Genomic DNA, 4,226 nt, shown 5'->3' with positions numbered 1-4,226 from the left:
ACGGAGAAACTAGCAGCTTGATGTTAATGATTGTGAAATTCTAGGTCATCAGTACTTCTTGACAAAGAACCAAAAAATGTAATTGGTTAGTCATTTACTTAGAAAAATAAAATCTGGTCAATTCAAGAGCCGACTGATCCATGATCTTCTTACCATGTTCATTCAAGACATCTGAAGTAACTGTAGTTTTAACCCCATATTCATATGCAATTGCCAAATCATCTTTAATAGTTTCTGGCGTATGCTGATCGGCGAAAAACGTGACTTCAAGATAATAACTCTTATCATACAAGTAAAGATTAGAAACCGCATTTTCAACTCTCAAAATTCTGGCAATTTGTACCATATCTTCAAATGAATTTAATTTAATAACCATACTAGTCTTTTCGACATCTGAATTTTTGATAGCTGCCTCGACTTCATCATCACTACTGTTACCATTACCATCTTGTATATTTTCAGCGTGACTATCTTTTTGTTGTAATTGACGCTTCAAGAAATCCGAAATTTCATCATCATTATCTGACACAATTTCTACCCCGTCTTCATCGCCATCTTCGCTTCCGAAACCATTCTTGCTAATAAATAATTCCAATCCATTTCTATTTGGTAGAACTTGGAAAGTAACAGAATCATTATCCTGGAATTGATGTTCAGTATCAATCTCTTCAAGAATACTATAAAAGAAGCTTTCAATTTGTTGATGACTTCCAAGCAAATCAAGCACTGTGATGCCACGTTCAGTTAAATCTTCATTTCCAATTAGAACCCTAATCGTGTTTTCGTTAATTCGTTCCATTTCCATCATGACAGCGCCCCTTTCGACCTGCTATTGGTAATTCAATGTATATTGTAACTGATTTACCAGAAAAGTAAAGAAATCGAGTCATAAAAAGACCTAATACTCCAAATATCGTATTGGTCTTTAATGTTTAGATTAAATTTGCTTGTTCTCTGGCTTGTGCAAGTTCCATCGCGCGTACATCACGAGGTAAGAAACGACGAATTTCATCTTCGTTATAGCCGACCTGCAAACGTTTGTCATCAATAATAATTGGACGGCGTAATAAACCTGGATCCTTTTGAATCATCGAATACAAAGTTTTCATTGGCAGATCATCTACACTTACATGTAACTTTTGGAATGCCTTAGAACGTTTCGAAATAATTTCTTCCGTTCCGTCTTCAGTCATTCGTAAGATATTCTTTATTTCATCCATTGTTAAAGGTTCCAAAAAAATATTTCTTTCTTGATAAGGAATATCATGTTCTTCTAACCATGCTCGTGCTTTTCGACAAGATGTGCAACTTGGAGATGTGTAAAGTGTAACCATAAATATCTGCCCCCTCCGTCATGACTTGCTGCCATGTGATTATGTCTTTCCTATGTCTATATTATACAATAACATTCTAAAAAAATAAACACTTTTTTAAAAATAAAATATAGTGACTTATGGAACAAAGTAATCTTTTTTGTTCTCTAAATTAATATAAATATATTAAGAAATCCCTTTCAGTATTTTAAACGTTTGTGCACAATTATACGATATTCTAATACACACATATTTATAAAAGTTATAAAATCATGGCATTAACCATTAGTGCTACAGGTTTATAACTAGTCCTTTTTGTGCAACACTTATTTTAATTGACCCCATATTTTGTTTTGCGGCGTCAATTAATTTACTTTTTTCAATATGCTGAGGTAAATGAGATAAAAGTAAAGAATCTACTTTGGCATCACTAGCTAGTTGCCCAGACTCCGCGGCCGTTAAGTGCCATTTAGGTCCACTTGGCACCTCTAAAAAATTAGTATCCGTAATTAATAGATTAGTTTGCTTCGCAAAACTTGCGAGTCCTTCAATTGTGGTCGTATCTGCAGTAAACACAAAATTTTTACCAGATGGTCTGTCAATAATCCTGACAGCAAAGGTTCTGACCGGATGTTTAACTTCGAAAAAGCTTAACTCTAACGGTCCAAGCGTTAGATTTTGATTGACATTATAACTGTGCGCAGCTGTTGAATTCGGCCAATTTAATCTATCGAAATTAGGTTGGTCAAATGAATGCCCATAAATTGGCAAAATTGGCTTTTTTTTTATTCCTGGGGCCAGTTGCCAATAATGTTGTAACACACCTACATCGGCAATATGATCAGCATGATAGTGTGTTAACACCACTGCATCTAGTTGTAACGGATCTAAGTGCTTTTCTAATTCAATCAATGCACCACTACCGCAATCTAATAATAAATTAAAATCATCGCTTTGAACCAAGTATGATGATGTCCCATCTCCATTAAATGGATAACCTCCATAATAACCTAACACTGTTATCTTCATTGATAAACTCCTTACTAACTTTTGACTTAGTGTCTTATTAACCTCATAATAATCTAAAAAGGAAGTGATTTCCATTACTAACAAACTAAATGTAACCTTTGGCACTCTGGAATTTTTGCAAAGCTACATTAATTCTTATCCTGAATACGAATTTAAATTGCTAAAATCAAGTACGAGTGACGATGAAGATGATCGGTACCAGTTATTAGACGTTACCAATGACTCATCTATTTTTAAGTATGGTAAATCTTACAACATTGTTGATTCAGTCGGAAGTAATGAGTTTAGAGGATTTTTTCGTTTCACTTTTTTTAAACTATCTACTGAACAAATTAAAATTTTTACTTCTCTAACCAAATTACACATTTTCAATGCAAAGCCACATCCATTTTTGCGAGCATTATTATTAATTGACGCTGACAACCCTGATGAATACGTTCTACTGACACTTTGGGCAACTCAACGTGACTTTGATGAGTGGCAAAAGACCAACGACTACCAATCTATTTATTCAACATTAGCCAATCCGATTTATCCATCGTACTCAAAAAACTATTATTTAGTACCGATGCAAAAAAAGGAATTCCATTAAGGAATTCCTTTTTTAATTAGCGGTCCGTACGAGACTCGAACTCGTGATCTCCTGCGTGACAGGCAGGCGTCCTAACCAGCTAGACCAACGGACCAATTGCGGGAGCAGGATTTGAACCTACGACCTTCGGGTTATGAGCCCGACGAGCTACCAGACTGCTCCATCCCGCGATAATATAATAATACTGTTGTAACTCGTCAAAGTGACCCGTATGGGATTCGGACCCATGATACCGCCGTGAAAGGGCGGTGTCTTAACCACTTGACCAACGGGTCATAATAATATAATTGAAAAACGGAGAAGGAGAGATTCGAACTCTCGCGCCGCTTGCGCGACCTACACCCTTAGCAGGGGCGCCTCTTCAGCCACTTGAGTACTTCTCCAATGGGCCTAAATGGACTCGAACCATCGACCTCACGCTTATCAGGCGTGCGCTCTAAACCAGCTGAGCTATAGGCCCATAATGCAAAAGCGGGTGACGAGAATCGAACTCGCGACAATAGCTTGGAAGGCTATGGTTTTACCACTGAACTACACCCGCATAACAAAATATTCAATTATAAATGGCGCGGGACAGAATCGAACTGCCGACACATGGAGCTTCAATCCATTGCTCTACCGACTGAGCTACCGAGCCATATTACGGTCCGTACGAGACTCGAACTCGTGATCTCCTGCGTGACAGGCAGGCGTCCTAACCAGCTAGACCAACGGACCAATTGCGGGAGCAGGATTTGAACCTACGACCTTCGGGTTATGAGCCCGACGAGCTACCAGACTGCTCCATCCCGCGATAATAAAAAAGGAGGATGAGAGATTCGAACTCTCGCGTGGTTTGACCCACCTGACGGTTTTCAAGACCGTTCCCTTCAGCCAGACTTGGGTAATCCTCCAAAATAAAAAACTATTGAAATTCCATCAACAGATGGACCTTGTAGGACTCGAACCTACGACCGGACGGTTATGAGCCGTCTGCTCTAACCAACTGAGCTAAAGGTCCAAAGCCCTACAGCTGTCCGGCCAATCGCGGCGGGGGGGATCGAACCCTCGACCTCCCGGGTATGAACCGGACGCTCTAGCCAGCTGAGCTACACCGCGAATTACTGCTAAATACTAAAACAAACCAATGTTTGTCAATCGGGAAGACAGGATTCGAACCTGCGACCCCCTGGTCCCAAACCAGGTGCTCTACCAAGCTGAGCTACTTCCCGAACAATGCACCCAGTAGGAGTCGAACCTACAACCTTCTGATTCGTAGTCAGACACTCTATCCAGTTGCGCTATGGGTGCAA

At 39.3% G+C, this 4,226-nt stretch carries 4 protein-coding genes and 14 tRNA genes; 1 reads left to right on the top strand and 17 read right to left on the bottom strand.

What is annotated here, in order from left to right; genetic code table 11:
* Positions 1–94: 94 nt before the first annotated feature.
* From FFM59_RS09710 to FFM59_RS09700, 3 genes are all read right to left on the bottom strand, one after another.
* A complete protein-coding gene (locus FFM59_RS09710) occupies positions 95–805 on the bottom strand; it encodes an adaptor protein MecA (protein ID WP_137602826.1) in 711 nt (236 codons plus the stop codon).
* A gap of 127 nt (positions 806–932) precedes the next feature.
* A complete protein-coding gene (gene spxA, locus FFM59_RS09705) occupies positions 933–1,334 on the bottom strand; it encodes a transcriptional regulator SpxA (protein ID WP_137602825.1) in 402 nt (133 codons plus the stop codon).
* A 270-nt stretch (positions 1,335–1,604) separates the two neighbouring features.
* The gene (locus FFM59_RS09700) at positions 1,605–2,342 is read right to left on the bottom strand and encodes an MBL fold metallo-hydrolase (RefSeq protein ID WP_137602824.1); all 738 of its coding nucleotides are present in this window, start codon (positions 2,340–2,342) and stop codon (positions 1,605–1,607) included.
* A 157-nt stretch (positions 2,343–2,499) separates the two neighbouring features.
* Between FFM59_RS09700 and FFM59_RS09695 the strand changes: the two genes are divergently transcribed.
* A complete protein-coding gene (locus FFM59_RS09695) occupies positions 2,500–2,934 on the top strand; it encodes an antibiotic biosynthesis monooxygenase (protein WP_137602823.1) in 435 nt (144 codons plus the stop codon).
* A gap of 20 nt (positions 2,935–2,954) precedes the next feature.
* On the opposite strand, the gene FFM59_RS09690 is transcribed toward FFM59_RS09695, so the two are convergent.
* The 14 genes from FFM59_RS09690 to FFM59_RS09625 form a co-directional block, all read right to left on the bottom strand.
* Positions 2,955–3,028 (bottom strand) — tRNA-Asp (locus tag FFM59_RS09690).
* Positions 3,029–3,030: 2 nt separating this feature from the next.
* A tRNA-Met gene (locus tag FFM59_RS09685) sits at positions 3,031–3,104 on the bottom strand.
* Between the two features lie 33 nt (positions 3,105–3,137).
* Positions 3,138–3,209: transfer RNA gene (locus FFM59_RS09680), tRNA-Glu, on the bottom strand.
* A 20-nt stretch (positions 3,210–3,229) separates the two neighbouring features.
* A tRNA-Ser gene (locus tag FFM59_RS09675) sits at positions 3,230–3,317 on the bottom strand.
* A gap of 2 nt (positions 3,318–3,319) precedes the next feature.
* A tRNA-Ile gene (locus tag FFM59_RS09670) sits at positions 3,320–3,394 on the bottom strand.
* A gap of 10 nt (positions 3,395–3,404) precedes the next feature.
* Positions 3,405–3,475: transfer RNA gene (locus tag FFM59_RS09665), tRNA-Gly, on the bottom strand.
* 23 nt (positions 3,476–3,498) lie between these two features.
* A tRNA-Phe gene (locus FFM59_RS09660) sits at positions 3,499–3,571 on the bottom strand.
* 6 nt (positions 3,572–3,577) lie between these two features.
* Positions 3,578–3,651 (bottom strand) — tRNA-Asp (locus FFM59_RS09655).
* 2 nt (positions 3,652–3,653) lie between these two features.
* Positions 3,654–3,727 (bottom strand) — tRNA-Met (locus FFM59_RS09650).
* A gap of 10 nt (positions 3,728–3,737) precedes the next feature.
* Positions 3,738–3,827: transfer RNA gene (locus FFM59_RS09645), tRNA-Ser, on the bottom strand.
* Between the two features lie 33 nt (positions 3,828–3,860).
* Positions 3,861–3,934, bottom strand: a tRNA-Ile gene (locus FFM59_RS09640).
* A gap of 24 nt (positions 3,935–3,958) precedes the next feature.
* Positions 3,959–4,032: transfer RNA gene (locus FFM59_RS09635), tRNA-Met, on the bottom strand.
* A 39-nt stretch (positions 4,033–4,071) separates the two neighbouring features.
* A tRNA-Pro gene (locus FFM59_RS09630) sits at positions 4,072–4,145 on the bottom strand.
* A 5-nt stretch (positions 4,146–4,150) separates the two neighbouring features.
* Positions 4,151–4,224 (bottom strand) — tRNA-Arg (locus FFM59_RS09625).
* Positions 4,225–4,226: the final 2 nt, after the last annotated feature.

Source organism: Paucilactobacillus nenjiangensis, from assembly GCF_005405445.1.
GTDB lineage: Bacteria > Bacillota > Bacilli > Lactobacillales > Lactobacillaceae > Paucilactobacillus > Paucilactobacillus nenjiangensis.
Note: the sequence above shows the minus strand (reverse complement) of the source record. Positions and strands in the feature narration are given on the sequence as shown.

Bases quoted from the DNA above. Each gene is read 5' to 3' on its own strand.
- FFM59_RS09710 (WP_137602826.1), bottom strand. From the start codon at position 805: ATGGAAATGGAACGAATTAACGAAAACACGATTAGGGTTCTAATTGGA.
- spxA (WP_137602825.1), bottom strand. From the start codon at position 1,334: ATGGTTACACTTTACACATCTCCAAGTTGCACATCTTGTCGAAAAGCA.
- FFM59_RS09700 (WP_137602824.1), bottom strand. From the start codon at position 2,342: ATGAAGATAACAGTGTTAGGTTATTATGGAGGTTATCCATTTAATGGA.